Source organism: Lactobacillus delbrueckii subsp. jakobsenii ZN7a-9 = DSM 26046, from assembly GCF_001888925.1.
Classification (GTDB): Bacteria; Bacillota; Bacilli; order Lactobacillales; family Lactobacillaceae; genus Lactobacillus; species Lactobacillus delbrueckii.
Genome location: NZ_CP018218.1, coordinates 628,126 through 643,657 on the forward strand (window position 1 = coordinate 628,126; position 15,532 = coordinate 643,657).

At 51.0% G+C, this 15,532-nt stretch carries 16 protein-coding genes; 9 read left to right on the forward strand and 7 right to left on the reverse strand.

Annotation, left to right across the window (positions count from 1 at the left end; genetic code table 11):
- The first annotated feature begins 143 nt into the window (after positions 1 to 143).
- Positions 144 to 908 carry a nucleoside phosphorylase gene (locus LJ046_RS03240; RefSeq protein WP_002876654.1) on the forward strand — a complete coding sequence of 255 codons (765 nt, stop codon included), beginning with the start codon at positions 144 to 146 and terminating at the stop codon, positions 906 to 908.
- 79 nt (positions 909 to 987) lie between these two features.
- On the opposite strand, the gene LJ046_RS03245 is transcribed toward LJ046_RS03240, so the two are convergent.
- From LJ046_RS03245 to LJ046_RS03255, 3 genes are all read right to left on the reverse strand, one after another.
- Positions 988 to 2,250: a carboxylate--amine ligase gene (locus tag LJ046_RS03245; protein ID WP_002876652.1), complete on the reverse strand. Its 1,263-nt coding sequence runs from the start codon at positions 2,248 to 2,250 to the stop codon at positions 988 to 990.
- 93 nt (positions 2,251 to 2,343) lie between these two features.
- Positions 2,344 to 3,309, reverse strand: a complete 966-nt coding sequence (locus LJ046_RS03250) for an ATP-binding protein (RefSeq protein WP_002876649.1) — start codon at positions 3,307 to 3,309, stop codon at positions 2,344 to 2,346.
- A gap of 150 nt (positions 3,310 to 3,459) precedes the next feature.
- The gene (locus LJ046_RS03255; RefSeq protein ID WP_002876648.1) at positions 3,460 to 4,854 is read right to left on the reverse strand and encodes an amino acid permease; all 1,395 of its coding nucleotides are present in this window, start codon (positions 4,852 to 4,854) and stop codon (positions 3,460 to 3,462) included.
- Positions 4,855 to 4,931: 77 nt separating this feature from the next.
- On the opposite strand from LJ046_RS03255, the gene mmuM reads away from it, so the two are divergent.
- The 7 genes from mmuM (at position 4,932) to LJ046_RS03285 (ending at position 10,865) form a co-directional block, all read left to right on the forward strand.
- Complete coding sequence (gene mmuM / locus LJ046_RS03260; RefSeq protein ID WP_002876647.1) at positions 4,932 to 5,864, forward strand: homocysteine S-methyltransferase; 933 nt, start codon at positions 4,932 to 4,934, stop codon at positions 5,862 to 5,864.
- 55 nt (positions 5,865 to 5,919) lie between these two features.
- A complete protein-coding gene (locus LJ046_RS10140) occupies positions 5,920 to 6,072 on the forward strand; it encodes a hypothetical protein (protein ID WP_002876646.1) in 153 nt (50 codons plus the stop codon).
- A 360-nt stretch (positions 6,073 to 6,432) separates the two neighbouring features.
- Complete coding sequence (locus LJ046_RS03265; RefSeq protein ID WP_002876645.1) at positions 6,433 to 6,879, forward strand: MarR family winged helix-turn-helix transcriptional regulator; 447 nt, start codon at positions 6,433 to 6,435, stop codon at positions 6,877 to 6,879.
- Entirely contained in the window at positions 6,876 to 7,883 is a 1,008-nt protein-coding gene (locus tag LJ046_RS03270; protein WP_002876643.1) for an asparaginase, read from the forward strand. The genes LJ046_RS03265 and LJ046_RS03270 overlap by 4 nt, the downstream gene beginning before the upstream one ends.
- A gap of 96 nt (positions 7,884 to 7,979) precedes the next feature.
- Complete coding sequence (locus tag LJ046_RS03275) at positions 7,980 to 8,810, forward strand: Cof-type HAD-IIB family hydrolase (RefSeq protein WP_002876641.1); 831 nt, start codon at positions 7,980 to 7,982, stop codon at positions 8,808 to 8,810.
- Between the two features lie 85 nt (positions 8,811 to 8,895).
- Positions 8,896 to 9,372, forward strand: coding sequence for a large conductance mechanosensitive channel protein MscL (mscL, locus tag LJ046_RS03280; protein WP_002876640.1), 477 nt, complete (start codon positions 8,896 to 8,898; stop codon positions 9,370 to 9,372).
- Between the two features lie 269 nt (positions 9,373 to 9,641).
- Entirely contained in the window at positions 9,642 to 10,865 is a 1,224-nt protein-coding gene (locus tag LJ046_RS03285; RefSeq protein WP_072557702.1) for an IS110 family RNA-guided transposase, read from the forward strand.
- A gap of 244 nt (positions 10,866 to 11,109) precedes the next feature.
- On the opposite strand, the gene LJ046_RS03290 is transcribed toward LJ046_RS03285, so the two are convergent.
- A complete protein-coding gene (locus LJ046_RS03290; RefSeq protein ID WP_035160951.1) occupies positions 11,110 to 12,543 on the reverse strand; it encodes a nicotinate phosphoribosyltransferase in 1,434 nt (477 codons plus the stop codon).
- Positions 12,544 to 12,611: 68 nt separating this feature from the next.
- On the reverse strand, positions 12,612 to 13,166 hold the full coding sequence (locus tag LJ046_RS03295; protein WP_002878752.1) for a cysteine hydrolase family protein: 555 nt from the start codon (positions 13,164 to 13,166) through the stop codon (positions 12,612 to 12,614).
- 252 nt (positions 13,167 to 13,418) lie between these two features.
- Here LJ046_RS03295 and LJ046_RS03300 point away from each other — a divergent pair, with 252 nt between their 5' ends.
- Positions 13,419 to 14,276, forward strand: a complete 858-nt coding sequence (locus tag LJ046_RS03300) for a hypothetical protein (protein WP_002878751.1) — start codon at positions 13,419 to 13,421, stop codon at positions 14,274 to 14,276.
- Here LJ046_RS03300 and LJ046_RS03305 read toward each other — a convergent pair.
- Positions 14,269 to 14,535, reverse strand: coding sequence for a DUF1294 domain-containing protein (locus LJ046_RS03305; protein ID WP_002878750.1), 267 nt, complete (start codon positions 14,533 to 14,535; stop codon positions 14,269 to 14,271). The two genes, LJ046_RS03300 and LJ046_RS03305, sit on opposite strands and share 8 nt — an antisense overlap.
- A gap of 94 nt (positions 14,536 to 14,629) precedes the next feature.
- Positions 14,630 to 15,400, reverse strand: a complete 771-nt coding sequence (locus LJ046_RS03310) for an NUDIX hydrolase (RefSeq protein ID WP_002878749.1) — start codon at positions 15,398 to 15,400, stop codon at positions 14,630 to 14,632.
- Positions 15,401 to 15,532: the final 132 nt, after the last annotated feature.

The window sequence follows — 15,532 nt, forward strand, 5'->3', positions numbered from 1 at the left end:
TCCTTATAAAATTAAAGTATATTTAAAAGATACACTAGCCGCTAATCTTTGTCAAGCTTACTCTGTCTGTTACAGAAAATCTTTTCACCAAAAAGTAGTAATTCGCTATACTTTAACTTGCTTAAACTGGAAAGGACTAGATTATGATCGAGAAAAACGAATTGCCGATTTTGGAATATGATCTGGTTTCCCAGGAAGTTCTGAAGCCGGGCCATGATAATGAAGACGTAAGGCTGCCGGAAAAATGCCTCTTTGCCTTCTTAGGGGACGAAGTCGATAAGTATGCCGAGCAGGTAAAGGCAACTGTGGCTGACCACTTTATTACGATTGACCGCCTGCGGCCGATCTATATTATTGAGAACCAAGGTGAGCAGCTGTGCTTATGCCGGGCACCATTAGGTGGTCCCGCCGCCGCCCAGTTCATGGATGCCTTGATCGCCCTTGGCTGCCGGAAGTTTCTGGCTGTTGGCTCCTGCGGGACCTTGGTGGACATTAAGGAAAACGACTTCTTGATCCCGACCCGGGCTTTAAGAGATGAAGGCACTTCCTGCAAGTACCTGCCGGCTAGCCGCTATGTAGACCTTGACCCAGTAGCTGTTGAAAAAATTGGCCAAGGCTTAAAAGAGCAAGGACTACCGTTTGAGCCCTGCACGACCTGGACGACTGACGGCTTTTTCCGGGAAACCCAGGACATGGTCGAATACCGGTGCGGGGAAGGCTGCCAGGTGGTAGAGATGGAGTGCGCCTCAATGGCTGCTGTTGCCGCTAAACGGGGCGCTGAATTCAGCCAGCTCCTCTACACGGCTGGTTCCCTGGCTAACGTGGAGGCGCATGATGACCGCGATTGGGGTCAGGTCTCCCAGGCCAAAGCCCTGCACATCTGCCTGCGGATTATCCACAACTTTTAAACAGGACAGAAAAATAGTTCGCAAAAAAGAGGAATCTTCCACAAGATTCCTCTTTTTCCTGTGCATAAGTTTATGTTTCTTACTTTTTCTCGAAGTACTGCTCCTTATTTACCTTGAAGTACTTCTGGTAATCCTTGTAGTAGTTGTGGTACATGTGCTTCATCAAGAGCCAGCGCTTGACGTTCATGTCCGGCTTATAGAAGACCGTGGTGCCTACCTTGCCGGCCCGCAGAAGTGCCAAGGCTTCCTTTTTGGCCAGGGAGTCGACCGCGTATTGTTCAAAAATCTTGTCCGGTACACCCAACCAGAGCTTGTGCTTGGCCGGATCCTGGTTGCCATAAACAACCGGCTGGTCCTTAAGCGAGTCTTCCACATAGTCGTCCACATACCACTTGGCCAGGTTGTAGCCGTTCAAAGTGACGTAGAAGCTGGACCGGCCTTGGCGGAGGTTGATCTCAAAGAACTTGTACTGGCCGTCGCGGACGTCGTACTTGATGTCAAAGTTGGCCATGCCCGTGTAGTTGATCTTTTCCAAAAAGGCCTGGACAGTCTGGTAGAGCTTCTCGTCATAGTCCGGCGCGATTACCATGTAGTTGCCGATGGCAATCGGGTCCGGGTCTTCCAAGAGGGGGTGGCCCAGGCACATCATCTTGACCTGGTGATTCTTGTCCACATAAGCGTTCAAGACCCGCATGTTGGAGTCATCGCCCGGGATGAAGTCCTGCAAAATCAAGTCTTCCTTGTAGCCATTGGTGTAGATCTTGCCCACAATATCCTTGAATTCGTCCAGATCCTTGATAACAAAAGCCTTCTTCCGCCCTTCAAACTGGACGTCCAGCCAGGAAACCGGGTCTTCCGGCTTTAAAGCGACCGGGAAGGGGAAGGGTACGTCGGCGTAAGAACCATCCTTGTAAGTGGACATAGTGATGACCTTGGTCTTCGGGTAAGGCAGGCCGTATTCTTCACAGACCTCGTAGAAGCCCTCCTTAGAGATCAGTTTTTCCAAGAGGGCGTAGTCGATATAAGGAACGATGAAGGCCTCTTCCAGCTCCTGCTTGTGCTTGGCTAAAAGTTCTGAGTAACTGTCCCCGCAGGAGATCAAGATCACCGGTTCCGGGTGCTTCTTGTATTCCTTGATCTTCTCGCGCATAACCTTGATGAATTCCGGGTCTTCAGTAAGGCCCGGGTGAACCTCGATGTCAACGATCTTTGAATACCGGGTCGGGGCTAAAGTGGACGCGCCCCAGGCCTGGACCTTGATCCCGTAAGCCTCGTGGAAGGACCGGGCCATCCCGTAAACATTGATGTCGCTGCCTAAAAGAATCGGAGTAAATTGTTGCATGATTGTTGCCAGATTTCTATTGGATTGTAATTTTTTGGATGAAAAAAGTCCCTACCTATGTTAGCACGTTTAGGCAGGAACCGAACTGTTTGCTTATGAATTTTCGCTGATCCGGTAGCGGATGGCCTTGGCCTTGCCCCGCTTGAGAACCAAGCCGCTGTTTTCCATCTGCCGCAAGAGCCGGGTCGCCGTAGCTGGGCTGACCCCTAAGAGCTCCTCAATATCGCTTCTGATAAATTCCCCATGCTCTTTGCCAAAAGCCAAAACGGTTTCTTCATTGCCAGTTGCCCGGGCCTTTGGCTTGGGGGCTGGGCTAGGGGAAGGAGCAGGTGTTACCGCCTTTTTGACTGGTTTAGAAGCCGCTTTAACAGCTGCCTGGTAATGGGGCAGGACCACTTTAAAAGAGCTGGGAGCGGCTAAAATCTGGGGCGCAAGGCGGCTGCCCTTGTAGGCACTCTTGATTCTGGCTAACCCCGTTCCGTAGGATTCCACCAGCTTCAGCTGGTAAAAGAGGTCAGCCAAGCGCTTGTTCCGGCAAACTGACAGGCCCAGCTGGATGTCTTCCAGGCTAATCCCGGGCATGAGGCCGCCAAAAGAAATGAATTCCACCCGGTCTGTGTATAAGTTGATCAAGCTGCTGGCCGGGTTGCTGTAGTCCCTGTGGATAATCGCGTTCATCAAGGCTTCTCTTAAGGCCTGCTTGGGGTAGGCTGGCCGGTCTTCCCGGTAAAGTCCCTTAATCTGGCTCTCTACTGGGTTGTGCTTTTCCAAAAAATCGTAGACCTGCTGGAATTGAGCGGCCAGGGACCCGGTAAACTCCTGCCGGTCCAGGAATTCATCCTGGTCTGTCCCCTTAAAAACAGCGCACTTGATCGTGTAAGGGCACTGGTCAGAGACCAGGAGGTCGAAATTACTGAACTGGAGGATGCCGAACTGGCTGGACGGCGGGCTAAAAGGGAGACCCTGCTGGTCAAAAAGGGCCTGCAGGGAGTTGAAGGTCAAGTCCTGGCGGGGAGAAAGCTGGTTTTCAAAGCTGCTGGAATCATTTGGCGTAAGCATGGCGCGCCTCCTTTTTACTGCTTGCAATCTAATCATATTTTAGCGAATCGCGTCAATGTCGTCAATGATTTGATTAGATTTGATTTGATTAGATTTACTTGATTTGATTCGATTCCCAGGCAAAAAGAAAAGCGCCCGAAGACGCTCTTGTTAAAGACTGGTCTGCTTTTTCTCCTGGTTTTTAGCATAGAAATGGTGGGCGACGTAGCAGAAGATCACGAATGGAATCGTCGCGTACAAGGCTACCCTCTGGGAAGGGTCAAACCAGATCAAAAGGCAGGATGCCAGGCTGGCGATAAAGGCAAACCAAGGCGTGAAAGGATAGAGGGGGGTCTTGAACTTGAGCTCGCCCTCCGTATGCCCTTCTTTCAGCCACTTCTGCCGGAACTTGAGCTGGCACAGGGCGATCGCCATCCAGACGAAGACCACCGCCAAGCCGGAGATGGAAACCAGGACCAGGTAGATCGTGTCAGCCGCGTAGACACTGGTCAGAAGGGAGAAGACCCCACCCAGCATGCTTATCAGCAAGGAGATGGGCGGAATCCCTCTTTTGTTGGTTTTTGCAAAAACAACTGGGATAGTTCCCTCATTGCCCAGGGACCAGAGCATTCTGGTTGAGGCATAGAGGCCGGAATTGCCGGCAGAGATGATGGCTGTCAAAACGACGAAGTTCATCAAGTCGCTGGCAAAAGGAATCCCCATCATGTTAAAGACGTGGACGAAGGGACTTTCGGTAACGCCGGCTTGCTTGTAGGGGATGAGGCAGGCCATGATGAAGATGGAGCCGATGAAGAAGATGATCAGCCGCCATAAGGTGGTGTGGATGGCCTTAGGCAGGGTCTTTTCCGGTTCCTTGGCTTCCCCGGCCGTGATCCCGATCAGCTCCGTCCCCGAGAAGGCAAAGTTGACCGTGAGCATAGTGGTAAAAACCCCGCCAAAACCAGTCGGGAACCAGCCGTCCTCGGTCAGGTTGGTCAAACCTGGTGCTCCTTGGCTGCCCTTTAAAGGAATAACTCCGATCACCGCCAGTCCCCCTAAGATGATGAAGGCGACGATTGCCGCCACCTTGACGGCCGCGAACCAAAACTCGCTTTCCGCGAAAATCTTGACCGAGAAGAAATTGGAGAGGAAAATCAAAATCATGAAGACCAGGCTCCAGATCCAGACGGGGACAGAGGGAAACCAGTGCCGCATGATAATCCCCGCCGCGGTAAACTCGCTGCCCAGGGCAATAGTCCAGGTCAGCCAGTAGAGAATGGCGACCGTAAAGCCGGTGGCCGGATTAAGCAGGTTCTTAGCGTAAACGTGGAAGGAACCCGTGTAGGGCATGGCCACCGACAATTCGCCCAGGCAGAGCATGACGGCGTAAACCAGGATCGCCCCGAAGAAATAGGCGATAATCGTGCCGATGGGTCCGGCCTGGCTGATGGTATAGCCCGAGCTTAAGAAGAGACCGGTCCCGATGACCCCGCCCAGGGAGATCATCTGAATATGCCGGGCTTCCATCTTCCGCTCGAGGTGGTCGACTTTTTCTTGTTGAGCCATAAAAATACCTCTTCAAAACAGATTGGTTTTTTATTAAAATAAACAGTAACATGATAACACATGATGGAGGAAAAACGATGGCGGATTTACCATCCCTTCTGACCCAAGGCCCGGTGACTTTGGACGGGTCCATGTCCACGCCGCTTGAAGCCTGGGGCGAAGACACCAATTCCGACCTCTGGACGGCCAAGGCCCTCGCGGATAACCCAGACCTGGTCTACCGGGTCCACCAGGAGTACTTCAAGGCCGGCGCCCGGGTCACGATCACCGACAGCTACCAGGCCAGCCTGTCGGCCTTCATGAAGCACGGATTAAGTGAGGACGCGGCTCGAGGCTTAATCAGAGATTCCGCTGCCGTGGCCATTAAGGCCAGAGACGACTTTGAAAAAGCGACCGGCATCCACAACTTCGTGGCTGGTTCAGTTGGCCCTTACGGAGCCTACCTGGCTGACGGCAGTGAATACCGGGGCGACTATGCTTTAAGCCATGAAGAATACGTGGACTTTCACGCCCCGCGGATTGAAGAATTAGTTGCCGGCGGGGTGGACTGCCTGGCGGTTGAGACTCAGCCTAAGCTGAGCGAAGTCAGAGCTATTCTGGACTACCTCAAGGCCAAGTATCCGGACCTGCCTGTTTACGTCAGCTTTTCCTTAAAGGATCCGGCCACTATCAGCGAGGGCCTGCCTTTAACTGAAGCGGTCGAGGAAGTCAGCGCCTATGCCCAGGTCTTCGCGGCCGGGGCCAACTGCTTCAAGCTGGCCTGGACTGTCGATGTGGTGAAAAATCTCCGCGCTTCTAAATTGCCAATCGTCGTTTACCCTAATTCCGGGGCCGAATACGATCCTTCTGTTAAAAAGTGGGTCTACCCGCCGGAAGCCGCGGACTTTGGCCAGGCGGGGGCTGACTGGCTGGCGGCGGGGGCAAAACTGGTCGGGGGCTGCTGCACGACGATGCCGGAAGATATCGCCGGACTTGCCGCCGCGGTCAAAAAGGTTTATACTGATTTTTAAAATATTTCTAATCTCAGATTAATAAGCTTCTTGAGCAGAGAAAGCAGGTTAAACAGTGGCAGTTGAACGAGTAAAAGATTTTTTCAAAGATACTGACGTTAACGTAATTGAACTTCCTGAGTCTTCAGCCACCGTGGCCTTGACCATCCCGGCTCTGGAAAAATACTCTGACTATACGGCCTGGGTGGACGTGACCAAGACAGCTTAAGCAAAATAAAGAGAAACAAAAAACGCGAACCGGCTGGTTCGCGTTCTCTGTGATGTGAAAAATTACACTGATAACAATAACAATTTGCCACAGATAAAGTTCAGCGTTTGGTGTTACGCTCAACCTAATCGTAATTTTCTCATCTCAATGATAATACTTTCATTTTATCTCGTAAAGTACTAAGGGTGCTTTTTTTAAAAATACTTGGAAAATAGGGGACTTTTGAGGAAAAAATGGCAAATTTAAGCAAGTTGCGGGAGCAAATCGACCAGGCTAAGCGGCTGGAAGAGGAATTTTAACCGGTAAAAATGGTAAAATAGGCTCTTAGGTATTGTTGGTAGATTAGGAGCCGAGGAAACGATGGATTTAGGGTTAAGAGTCAAGAAGATCAATGATTTGATGGCCAAAAGGGGCAACTATGAGCTCAAGAAATTGGGCCTGACCTTTTCACAGTTTCACTGCCTGGTTTATCTGGAGAAATGCGCGGGCCAGCAGGCGCCTTTAAAGCAGCTGGAAAACCACTTTGAAGTGGCCCAGGCCACCATGGCCGGGATTGTCGGCCGCCTGGAAGGCAAGGGCTATGTCAGAAGCCGCCTGGCGGAAAGCGACAAGCGGGTGAAGATCGTCTGCCTGACGGATGAGGGCCGGCAGATTTGCGCCAGCGCTAAAAAGGGGATGCACAAGCTGCAGGAAAAGGTGGAGCAGCTCTACAGCCGGCAAGAACTAAGCCAGCTGGAAAAGTACCTGGATCGTTTGTATGAGCTTTTGGCTGAGGAAAATCGGGAAGCATGCGAGGAAAAAAGATGACCAATAAGAAAATATTGCTGCTGTCGACTGGGGGGACGATCGCGTCCGTGGCTTCAGAAGAGGGCTTGATCCCGGGCAAGTCCGGGGCGGAATTGCTCCATACCCTGGGCGGCCTGCCTTATGAAGTCGAGGTCAAGGACATTTTGTCTTTGGACTCTTCCAACATCCAGCCGGAAGAGTGGGCTTTTATCGCCGAACAGATTTATAAATTGCGCCGGGGCTTTGATGGTATCGTCGTCTCCCACGGGACTGACACCATGGCTTACACGGCGTCTATGCTCACCTTTATGTTGCAGGGAATTGACCTGCCCGTTGTTTTAACCGGGAGCCAGGCGCCCATGCAGGCCATCTTAAGCGATGCTCCAGATAACCTCCGGGTTGCTTTTGCCGCGGCCGCAACCTGCAAGCCGGGGATCTATATCGCTTTTAACCGGCAGATCATGCGGGGCTGCCGCTGCGTTAAGATCCGGACGACCGGTTTTGACGCCTTCAAGAGCATCAACGTTGACCCGGTGGCTATGGTGACTTCAGACGGCATTGACATCAAGCACAAAGACTTTGAATACGTGCCAAGCGAGCACGCCATCTGCACTTTGAACACCAAGGTGGAGACCCAGGTGGCCATGATCAAGCTTTTCCCAGGCTTTGACCCGGCGGTTTTGTCCGCCATGGTCGACAGCGGGGTCAGGGGGATCGTCATCGAAGCCTATGGCCTTGGCGGCATGAACTACATGCGGCGGAACATGGTTAAGGCGATCGGGGAGATCATCAAGCGGGGAGTCCCCGTGGTGGCCTGCAGCCAGTGTTTGTATGAACGGACTGACTTGACCAAGTATGAGGTTGGCCGGGCGGCTATGCTGGAAGGGGCGATCAGTGGCCGGGACATGACCAGTGAAAGTGCTGTAACCAAGCTGATGTGGGCCCTGGGCCAGGGGATGGGCCTGGAGGACGTCAGAGCCTTTTTCAACAAGGATATTGCCGGTGAGGTAACCATCACCGATTAAGCTGCGGTAAGGCAGCTTTTTTATTTTTTCTTTCCATTTTCTTTTTCATTTTTGTTTTCTTTTTGCTCCTAAAAGCGCTATCATGGTGGTAGAAAAATGATGATCAAACTGATTGCCAGCGACTTAGATGAGACCTTGCTGGGGCCGGGCAGCCGGGTAGTAGAGGAAAATCTGCGGGCTATTAAAAAATGCCAGGAACTGGGCATCAAATTCGTGCCCGCTACAGGGCGCGGCTTTTACTCTTTAAGGCAGACGCTAGAAGAACTGGGCCAGGCGGATCAAGCCGGCCAGTACACGATTTGTTACAACGGCGGGGCGGTTTTTGAAAACAAGGGGCCGCGCCTGATCTCCTTTACCGGGATGGACGGGGACCTGGTTGAGGAAATCTTCAAACGGGGGCAGGAATTAGGTCTGGGGATGCATATCTACACTGAGGACCAGGTTTACGGCTACCAGCTTACGCAAGAAGAGATCGATTTTTGCCAAGGCCGGGCCGACTTTGCGGCTTTGCCAGGCGGGGACTTAACGGCCTTGCGGGCCAGCGGAGCCCGTTTTGCCAAGATTCTTTACGTCGATACTGATTTTTCCCGCTTGAAAAAATTGCGGAAGGACCTGGCAGATTTTGAAAAAGTCAGTGAGATGAGCTTTTCATCCAACCGCTACCTGGAATTCAACCCGCCCAAGGTGAACAAGGGGACAGGCCTAAAGAAACTGTGCCAGGAGCTGGGCTATCAGCTGGGTGAGACCATGGCGATCGGGGACAGCTTCAATGACCTGGCCATGATCAAGGCAGCCGGCACCGGCGTCGGGGTGGCCAATGTCAGCCCGGAAATGCGGGCTGACTGCGATAAGATTACGGAGAAGACCTTTGACCGGGGGGCGGTGGCGGAAGCGATCGGCCGTTGGGTTTTGCCAGATTATGAGTAAGAAAAAACTTGTTAATTTTTCCTTTAGAATGATATAATTAATTCGCTAATTTATATAAGTACTAAATTATGTTTGGGAGTATCCTATGCCAAATCGAATTAATCTGCCAGACGGCCAGCAGGCTGTCGAATCTACTAAGGGCTTCTTCGCGGAGTTCAAGACCTTCATCTCTAAGGGCAACGTGATGGATATGGCCGTCGGTATCATCATCGGCAGTGCCTTCACCACCATCGTCAAGTCCCTGGTCAGCGACATCATCAGTCCGCTTTTAGGTCTGGTCGGTGGGATGAATTTTGACCAGTTCTCACTGAAATTTGCCGGGGTGACCCTGGCATATGGGAAGTTCTTGACCGCGGTCATCAACTTCTTGATGATGGCCTTTGTCCTGTTTTTGATCGTCAAGGCCTTCAATCGGGGCGGGTTCTTGATCAAAAAGGAAGAAGAGGTTGAAGAAGAAGCAACGACCAAGGTCTGCCCTTACTGCAAGAGCGAGATCGACATCGAAGCCAGCCGCTGCCCGATGTGTACGTCACAATTGGAAGAAAAAATGGCTGAACAATAAAATAGCAGGCAAAACATACTAACCTAGTGTTGGATGATTACTCGACGGAGTAGTCGTTCAACACTTTTTCTTTTACTATGTAAAGTGGAGATGAAGCCAATGCCGTTCTTTTTCTGGACACACGATGTCGTAGGCAAAACGGGCAGCTTCACCATTCAATTGTGAATCTCGTCTAAGTATGTTGGCTGTTAAAGTCCTGTTGAGAAAATTAGATCTGATTGGATTAGGTGGAGGTAGCTCATCTCCGAGTAAAGCGGAGGTTTATTCTTATGGATTTATTGAAAACTGTTTTCGGTATTGATGTTAGCAGCCGAAAGTCTAACGTATGCATTATGGTCAATGGCCAAAAAGTTAATGACTATGCCATCTCCAACGATATGGTAGGCTTCAATCAGCTGCTAGGTGACCTTAAGCAGGTTACTAACCCACAGATTATCTTTGAAGCAACTGGCGTCTATTCCAGAAGACTCCAGGCATTCTTGGACATGCACGAATTGCGCTATGTCATGATGAATCCGCTAGAAGCCAAAAGAAAGACAAAGGATGACCTGCACCAGAACAAGACCGATAAGCTTGATGCCTTGTACCTTGCCAAGCTGCAATCTGAGCACCCGCAGCGGCTGGCCTACGTTCAAAGCGAAGAATATCAAGAATTGATGGCCAATAACCGTATCTACGAGCAGGCTTCGCACGATCTGATAACCAACAGGAATAGACTGCACAAAGCCATTCAGCTCACTTTCCCAGAGATTGAGCACTTAATGGTTAATCCGAGAGGGAAAAACTACTGGAGTATTGTCCTCAGATTCCCACACCCAGATATCGTACTAGAAACAAAAGAAGCCGATATCATCGACTTCTTAAAGGGCTTAACCGGTATTGGTAAAAAACGCGCTAACGACATAGCGCAAAGTCTTATTCGGTTGGCTAAAGTCGCATGCCCAGCTGTCAAAAAGAACAGTGCTCATATTCGTGGCCTCAAAATGGCTATTAACAACATTCTGAGCGCTGAAGAAGAGTGCCAGACTGCTTTACAGGAGATGGCAAAGCTGGCTCCTAAACGGGATCTGGAGATCCTCACAAGCATTCCAGGCATCGGCAAAAACACTACTCTAAGAATCATTAGTGAGCTTGGGGATATCAGACGTTTTAACAACCCTAGCCAATTAAATGCCTTCGTTGGTGTTGATCCTCAAGTTTATGAATCTGGCAATCTCACGGCCCACCTGTCAATTTCAAAGCTTGGGACAGCTATTGGCAGAAAGGTGCTGTACTTGGCCATAAACCAAATTCAGTCGGCTAAGAAAGTGGGAAACCCTTGCCATATTGCGGATTATTACGAGAAACGAAAACGGTCTTCTGAGACTGCAAGTCACAAGAAGGCCGCTATCGCATCGATCCATAAATTATTACGGACGATCTTCGCTTTAATTAAGAATGATCAATTGTATAGCTATGACGTAGCCAAACATAACCAAAGACTTTTGTCATAAAAATTGATCCAATAGATATTATAACAGCCTCTTTTTTGAAATTACAGAAGGTGGCTGTATTTATCATGCCCTAAATCAGATATTTAACTCGATTCTCCGGGAACCATTTCCCGATTAGGCCCTTATTTCAAAATAAAATTGCCTAAAATCGTTGATAACACTTGACTTAGAGTAGAAAAGAAAACGAAGCTGCTCTACTTGAGCAACTTCGTTTTTTGTTTATGCAATTAAAGCGATGACTTACTTAAAGCTTGTGGTCCTTGATCATCTTGGCTTGCAGGTCAGCCAGGGCAGGAGTCAGGTAGACCGGGTAGCGGTCCGGGTTAAGCAGTCTTTGGGTTTCTTCAGGCAGTTCAGCCAGCTTTTCGTACATGTGCTTTTGGATCTTGAAGGTGTCGGTTTCGATGGACTTGGCCTTTGGGCCGACAACGACCTGAGTCAAGAGGACGGCATCGAAGTCCTTCAAGTTGGCTTCAGTTTCAGTCATCATCGGGTCCATGTTAATGCCGACGAATTCTTCTGGCAAGCTTTCATCAGCTAGGGCGATAACGTCCGCGAAGGCATTCTTGGTCCCCTTGTGGTAGAGGCGGTAAGCCTTCTTTTCACCAGGCAGGGTGACCTTTTCCTTGGAGTTGGACAGCTTGATCTTTGGCTGCCATTCCCCGTCGCCAATCTTCAAAGCGGCCAGCTTGAAGACCCCGCTCAGAACCGGTGAGCTGGAGCTGGTGATCAATTGTTCACCAACGCCGAAGCTGTCAAGCGGCGCGCCTTCTTGGAGAAGGGAGTGGATGACGTTTTCGTTCAAGGCATTGGAAGCAGTGATGGTTGCTTCCGGGAAGCCGGCGTCGTCCATCATCTTGCGGGCCTTGCGGGACAATTTGGCGATGTCGCCGGAGTCGATCCGGATGCCGAACTTCTTGTGGCCCTTGGCGCGGAGCTCTTTGAAGACTTTGATAGCGTTAGGCACGCCGCTAGTTAAGACATCGTAAGTGTCGACCAAAAGCAGGGCGTTGTCTGGGTAGACTTCCGCCCACTTTTCAAAGGCTTCGAGTTCGGTTGGGTAGCTTTGAACCCAGGCGTGGGCCATGGTGCCGGCAACCGGGATGTTGTACTTGGCTGCTGACAAGACGTTGCTGGTTGACCCGCAGCCGCCGATAACGGCAGCTCTGGCGCCCAGAACGGAAGCGTCCGGACCTTGGGCCCGGCGGGCACCAAATTCCATGACTGGCCGGCCAGCCGCGGCCAGGTTGATCCGGCGGGACTTGGTGGCGATCAAGGACTGGTGGTTGATTAGGTTAAGGACGAAGGTTTCCAGCAATTGACATTGAATCAAAGGCCCCTTGACCGTCAGGATTGGCACCCGCGGGAAGACCGGGGTGCCTTCTGGAATCGCGTATACGACGCAGTCGAAGGTCATGGTTTCCAGGTAGGAAATGAATTCAGCGCTGAAGAGATTGAGGGACTTCAGGTAGTCGATGTCTTCCTTGGTGTAGTGGAAGCCCCGCAGCTGTTCAACGACTTGTTCCAGGCCGGCGGAGACGACGAAGCTGCCGTTGTCTGGAACAGTCCGGTAAAAGACGTCGAAGACAGCTTCGGTATCTCTTGGCAGGGTTTCAAAGTAGCCGTTAGCCATTGAGAATTCGTACAGGTCGGTAATTAACGCGTGTGATAGAGACATAGTGTAAAAATCTGCTTTCTCAAAAATATAACTGTTAAAAGTAAAAATAAAAACTTAAACGGTAAAGGTTAGTCGACGACTTCAGCGCCCAAGCAGGACTTGAAGTGGTTCAGTGCCCATTCCTGTCCCGCGTCGTTTAAAGCGGCAACCGCCTTTTCGTGCACCGTGATGTCGTAGCCATGGTTGTAGGCGTCCATGGCGGTGTGCAGGACGCAGATGTCCGTGCAGACCCCGGCCAGGTGAACCCGGCTGACCTTGCGTTCACGCAAGAAGAGGTCCAGGCCGGTAGCGCAGAAGGCAGAGTAGCGTGACTTGTCCAAGACAAGGACGTGCTCGTCGTCTTGATGTTTATTATACCAAGTTTGCAGGGGTCCGTAGAACTCCCGGCCCCAGGTATTTGGCAGGTTGTGGGGCGGGAAGAGCTTGGTTTCCGGGTGGTAGGGGTTGCCCTTAAAGTGCTTGTCGGTTGGCAGGATAACCCACTTGCCGGCGGCCAAAAAGTGGTCGGCCAAGCTGACGATCTGGCCAGCCAAGGCCTGGGCCGGTGCCCCGCAGGTCAAGGCGCCTTTGTCATCTACGAAGTCATTGGTATAGTCAATGATCAAGAGTGCTTCATTTTCCATCTTTTTCTTCCTCTTTTGTTAAAAGTATAACTTACCTAAAATAGGATAAAAACAAAAAGTAAAATAAACTTTTACTCGCTTGACGTAAACTTTACTCCAGAAAAGATTAATTTGCAAGTTTTTCAGACAAAGAGGGTAAATTAAGCGTTTTTTACCAACAAAAAACGGAACTTTCTTTATAAAAGATCCGGCAAGATCTATAATTAGGGGTGGAAAGTAGGAATAATTATTGACAAAGAAAGAGTGTAAAAAATGAAGAAGAACAGGAAAAATTTGGCCCTGCTTCTGCTGGCGGCCAGCTTGCTTGCCGGTTGCGCGGGTCAAAGCAATAGTCAGTCCAGTCAATCCAGCCAGGCTAAGAGTGAGAAGAAGGCGGAAAGTAAGGCCAGCTCTAAGTCGGCGGCTAAATCCGTGGCCGGTTCTGCCGTTAGTTCGACAAAATCCTCCTCAAGCCAGGCCAGTTCTAAGTCCGCGGCTTCCAGCAGCCAAAGGGCAGATGCAAACCGGATGGGGACTTTAACTAGTCAATTAAGGGTCAAGCTGCCGGGGATGCTTTTGCCCGCGGCTGACGGCTTAGGCCGGGGCAGCAGCAACTTGAATATCCGCTACACCAGTTCAAGCAGCCAGAATGTTGTTTACTACAGCGTCGGAAATAGCCCGCTGGCCTTAAATGACAGCCGGATTGCTAGTGAGAAGCCATATGCCGTTTTAACGGAAAAAAAGAATGTGGCTGACGCCAGCAGCTTGATTAATTACCAAGAGCCCAAGACTGGTCTGCCAGCGGTTAAGATTGCCGGCAATGTGACTGGGACAGAAGAAGGGGCGGCTGGGTCGACTTATCTGCAGTTCAATCAGGGCCAGTGGTCCTTTGTCGTCCGGGCAAGTAATGTCCAGGGGCAAAAGCCGCTGCCAACGGCGAAAAAGCTGCTGGCGCTCTACCAGCAATATGGTCTGCCGGATACGGCGGCAAAGTCCAGCGTGCAGGTTGATGTTGGCGAAAGCCTAGGTTCTTTGAACACGGTGATCACCTGGGCCAAAGGGTCCAGCGTTTATCAGCTTAAGGCCCACAGTACGGAGACCGCCTTTAAGATGCTCAAGAGCCTTAACTAAATCTGAGAATAAGGTAAGCAATCGCGGCCCAGAGGATAAAGCCAGCGAAGATTGCCAAATAGAAGTAGGACTTGCGGACCTTGTGGTGAAAGACCAGCATGCCCAGGATAGACCCGGCAGGGGCCAGCAGGCCGCAGGTAAGCAGCAGCCGTTCGGGGATGCGCCAGGCGTGCATCCGGGCTTTAGCCTTGTCGATGCCATAGAGGGCAAAGGCGATTAAGTTGATAAGCAGCAGGCTGCTTTGCCAAAAGTTGTTCATGTCGTCTCCTGGTTATTTCCTAGTTAGTTTTAAAGAATTACAGGCCACCCTGCTCAGGCAGGGTGGTTTTTTGCAAAAGAAAAGCAAGGCAGTTTTAGCCTTGCTTGTTGTTAGCCTTTCTCCAGAGGATATTGCTCTGCGTTTCCTTAAGGCAATAGAGCTTTGGCGGCCGTCCGCTCTTGTGGTAATTCTTCTGCACGCCCAGCTCGGTAAAGAGGGAGCCATGGGTCTTGCGGAAGTTGGAGTTGTCGATCTCATCGACTGTGGTCTGGAAGAAGGGGGCGTAGACCTCGCGGGCTTCGCGGAGGGTGAATTCGGGGCCAAGGATCTGCAGGATACTGGGCTGGTAGTCCAGTTTGTTGCGGATGCGCTGGATGGCCACGGCGATGATTTCGTCATGGTCAAAGGCCAGGGCGTGGGAATTTTCCGCTAATTCAAAGGTCAGATCCTTGGCAGCGGAAAAAAGCTCATACTTGTGGCCGAAGTTTTCAAAGGCGAACCAGGCAACATCGCTGGCTCCGTAGCCGGGCCGCAGGTTTGGCATGGCGGGCAGGTAGGTCATGTAGGTTAGGGCCAGGGCCCGCTCGCCGGGCGTCCGGTGGGGAGAGGTAAAGGTGGCCAGCTGTTCGGTGGAAGATTCCGGAAGGTCAAGGCCGATTTTTTCTTTGATCAAGCGCACGGCAGCCTGGTCGGCACTTTCGTTTTCCCGAAGGAGGGTTTCCGGCAGGGCCCAGCGGTCCGCAAAAGGTTCGTCCTTGCGCTTGACTAAAAGCAGCTGAACCCGGTGGGTTTCCTTGTTAAAGCTCCAGATCAGGTTGGTGATGGTGATCAAGGGGCGTTCGACTATCTTTTCTAATTCAGGCATCAAAACGTCTCCTTTCAGTTTTATTACTATTATATCATTGCCGGGAGGATTAGCTGGATGTGGAAGAGGGATGAAAAATCAGTCTGAATTTTGACATAATCCGTCTCTTTTTCACGTTTGAGTTAAAATTTG

What these genes read in the sequence shown, in the direction of transcription:
- LJ046_RS03240 (WP_002876654.1), top strand. Translation starts at nt 144, where the DNA reads ATGATCGAGAAAAACGAATTGCCGATTTTGGAATATGATCTGGTTTCC.
- LJ046_RS03245 (WP_002876652.1), bottom strand. Translation starts at nt 2,250, where the DNA reads ATGCAACAATTTACTCCGATTCTTTTAGGCAGCGACATCAATGTTTAC.
- LJ046_RS03250 (WP_002876649.1), bottom strand. Translation starts at nt 3,309, where the DNA reads ATGCTTACGCCAAATGATTCCAGCAGCTTTGAAAACCAGCTTTCTCCC.
- LJ046_RS03255 (WP_002876648.1), bottom strand. Translation starts at nt 4,854, where the DNA reads ATGGCTCAACAAGAAAAAGTCGACCACCTCGAGCGGAAGATGGAAGCC.
- mmuM (WP_002876647.1), top strand. Translation starts at nt 4,932, where the DNA reads ATGGCGGATTTACCATCCCTTCTGACCCAAGGCCCGGTGACTTTGGAC.
- LJ046_RS03265 (WP_002876645.1), top strand. Translation starts at nt 6,433, where the DNA reads ATGGATTTAGGGTTAAGAGTCAAGAAGATCAATGATTTGATGGCCAAA.
- LJ046_RS03270 (WP_002876643.1), top strand. Translation starts at nt 6,876, where the DNA reads ATGACCAATAAGAAAATATTGCTGCTGTCGACTGGGGGGACGATCGCG.
- LJ046_RS03275 (WP_002876641.1), top strand. Translation starts at nt 7,980, where the DNA reads ATGATGATCAAACTGATTGCCAGCGACTTAGATGAGACCTTGCTGGGG.
- mscL (WP_002876640.1), top strand. Translation starts at nt 8,896, where the DNA reads ATGCCAAATCGAATTAATCTGCCAGACGGCCAGCAGGCTGTCGAATCT.
- LJ046_RS03285 (WP_072557702.1), top strand. Translation starts at nt 9,642, where the DNA reads ATGGATTTATTGAAAACTGTTTTCGGTATTGATGTTAGCAGCCGAAAG.
- LJ046_RS03290 (WP_035160951.1), bottom strand. Translation starts at nt 12,543, where the DNA reads ATGTCTCTATCACACGCGTTAATTACCGACCTGTACGAATTCTCAATG.
- LJ046_RS03295 (WP_002878752.1), bottom strand. Translation starts at nt 13,166, where the DNA reads ATGGAAAATGAAGCACTCTTGATCATTGACTATACCAATGACTTCGTA.
- LJ046_RS03300 (WP_002878751.1), top strand. Translation starts at nt 13,419, where the DNA reads ATGAAGAAGAACAGGAAAAATTTGGCCCTGCTTCTGCTGGCGGCCAGC.
- LJ046_RS03305 (WP_002878750.1), bottom strand. Translation starts at nt 14,535, where the DNA reads ATGAACAACTTTTGGCAAAGCAGCCTGCTGCTTATCAACTTAATCGCC.
- LJ046_RS03310 (WP_002878749.1), bottom strand. Translation starts at nt 15,400, where the DNA reads ATGCCTGAATTAGAAAAGATAGTCGAACGCCCCTTGATCACCATCACC.